This window comes from Pirellulales bacterium (genome assembly GCA_035546535.1).
Taxonomy (GTDB): domain Bacteria; phylum Planctomycetota; class Planctomycetia; order Pirellulales; family JACPPG01; genus JACPPG01.
Window position 1 is genome coordinate 1 of the sequence record DASZWQ010000116.1, and the last position, 2,431, is coordinate 2,431.

Genomic DNA, 2,431 nt, shown 5'->3' on the forward strand with positions numbered 1-2,431 from the left:
GATGAATTTCGTCTGTATGTTTTGGACGTCGACCTGGTTCGAGGTGTTATTGACGCCGTTAATCGGCACGATGCCATTACCGGCGAACGTCAGGTTGTGTACGGACAAGACGGGATTCGTGCCCGCGCCGGCCAAGTCGGAGGCGGAGATCTGAATGCCGAACGTGACGATCTGTTCACCAGCCGGAATCACCAAATTAGTGGCATGCGTCGCGACGCTCATCGCGATCAATTTCACGGCCAATGCCGAACGAGCCGGCAACAGCACAGCCAACGCGGCGAGAAGAATGCGAATTACAGGTAATGCGCGTACCGTAGAAATCTGCAACATCAACCTTCGCCCCCGGAATAAGAAACGATCCTTTGCAAAAGCGCGTAGCAAGCCTGCGTTATGAGCAGCATGACTCGACACGAGCGAACAGTATCAACGGCGTCGACCAATAAGAGTGTCGACGAATCAAACGTCGACGAGCGTCGGGTTCAAAGAGTCGCTTGCATTAGCGAAAAGCCGTGTCAGCCGAAGAGAGCCCAGGATTGCTCCGTATCATAGTAATGCCGCAAAGGCATTTCTACAAAAATCCAACGCCTGCCGAATCGATTCTCGTGGCGCTAGTGACGGCCGTCACCGTGGCGACAACTGGACTCTCCACTGCGCGGCAATTACTGCAACTGCCCGCAATTCTCGATATAGATGCGGGCCGACGTCTCCCCGCTCTCGGAGCCTAGCCCCTCGATCATCCGCACTACTTCCATGCCCGCGACCACACGGCCGAACACGACGTGCTTGCTGTCGAGCCACGGTGTGCGTTCGGTGCAGATGAAGAACTGCGAGTTGTTCGTGTTCGGGCCGGAATTGGCCATGCTGAGAATGCCGGGCCCGGCGTGCTTCAGTGTAAAGTTCTCGTCGGGGAACTTTTCGCCGTAGATCGATTTGCCGCCCGTGCCGTCGCCGTTGGTAATATCACCCCCCTGGCACATGAAGCCGGGGATCACGCGATGAAACTTCGACATCTTGTAGCCATAGCCGCGCTCGCCCGTGCAAAGGGCGCGAAAGTTCTCAGCCGTCTTGGGGACGATGTCAGGACGCAATTCGATCACGATCCGCCCCAGCTTGCGACCATCGGCCGCGATATCGAAGAAAACCACAGGCAGCGGCCGCGGCTGCGGACGTTGTTGGGCCGAGACGTACGTTCCACCGCCTAGCGTCAGAACGACGAGCGCCGCGAATGACAAATGCCAGTTCATGGCTATCTCCACGCAAGAGGTGCCAAGAGAGGAATCGAGCCGGTGTGCGTCGGCCGCCACGACCGCACCCCAAAATCTCGGGCAGCATTGTGCCGACGCGTGCGAGACGCCGCAAGATGAAATGCGCGACAGCACAAACGCGCGACGCTAGCGTCGACGACCTTCCTCGTCGGCGACGTCGGCCACGTTCACGGCGGCATCCGAAACCGCGACGTCGTCGTCAGGTTGCTCTGCCGTGGCGCCGCGATGGGCTTTCGCGGCGCGCTGCCGCTGCCACCAGGCCGCGAGCTTCGGCTGCTCGAAAACCTTGTCTCCCTTGATCACTTCCACCGAACGCACGACCTGACGATTATCGTAGTGAACCTCGACGCGCACGTCGGTGCCGTCGGCCAGCGATTCGGCCGGGATGCCAACGACCTCCCACAATCCAAAGGTCGCCACATCCGCGGCGCCATGGATAAGCGCGCGGCCTGCCTTGACTCCCTTCGTGTACCCCTGCTTGAAAGCAAAAACGTCGACAATGTCGCCGTCGCGCTCGTCGCTCCAGACCGGCGCGCCCAGCTCGGCGATCACGTGCGTTCGCGCCATGCCCTTGGAGAGCACCGACAAATCCTTTTTGCCAGGCTGTTGCGTCGCCTTCACCGCAGCGCAGCCCGGCATGAAGGCCGCGGCGGCGACCAAGTGCAGCGCAAGACGTTTGAGCGTGTAAGGAGACGGCACCACGAGTCGCTTCCCGAAACGGGGGGGCCAGACATGGGAGCGGGATGGTAGTTCGCGGGCGACCTACGGGTCAATCGCGACCGGCTTGGCGTGCCGCCAGCATCACGCCGCAAATCGCCCAGTCTGCCGGGCCTACTGGCGTTTCAGTCGCTCAGTAGGCGCGTCGCTCGGGCGGTGGCGGGCCGGCTCGCCCCACGGTGAACGGCCTGGCAAGCGCAGCGCCGGCAATGAATCCGCCGATATGTGCCGCGTAAGCCACGCCCCCTTCGGCCGCGCCGCCGAGCAGTCCCAGCCCGCTAATCAACTGAAAGAGAAACCACAGCCCGACCGCGACATAGCCGGGAATGACTGTCATCACGCGCATCATGATGACTTGCACGCGGCGTGTGGGATATAGCACGAGATACGCGCCCATCACGCCCGAGATCGCCCCCGACGCTCCCAGACTGGGCATGTAGGCGTTGGCT

At 61.3% G+C, this 2,431-nt stretch carries 4 protein-coding genes; all 4 read right to left on the reverse strand.

What is annotated here, in order from left to right; all coding sequences use genetic code 11:
- A partial coding sequence (locus VHD36_14760) for a hypothetical protein (protein HVU88579.1) occupies positions 1 to 330 on the reverse strand: 330 nt, incomplete at its 3' end.
- A 329-nt stretch (positions 331 to 659) separates the two neighbouring features.
- Positions 660 to 1,244 carry a peptidylprolyl isomerase gene (locus VHD36_14765; GenBank protein HVU88580.1) on the reverse strand — a complete coding sequence of 195 codons (585 nt, stop codon included), beginning with the start codon at positions 1,242 to 1,244 and terminating at the stop codon, positions 660 to 662.
- A gap of 147 nt (positions 1,245 to 1,391) precedes the next feature.
- Positions 1,392 to 1,967, reverse strand: coding sequence for a hypothetical protein (locus tag VHD36_14770; GenBank protein HVU88581.1), 576 nt, complete (start codon positions 1,965 to 1,967; stop codon positions 1,392 to 1,394).
- A 148-nt stretch (positions 1,968 to 2,115) separates the two neighbouring features.
- Positions 2,116 to 2,431 (reverse strand): rhomboid family intramembrane serine protease (locus VHD36_14775; protein ID HVU88582.1); only part of this gene is annotated, 316 nt, incomplete at its 5' end.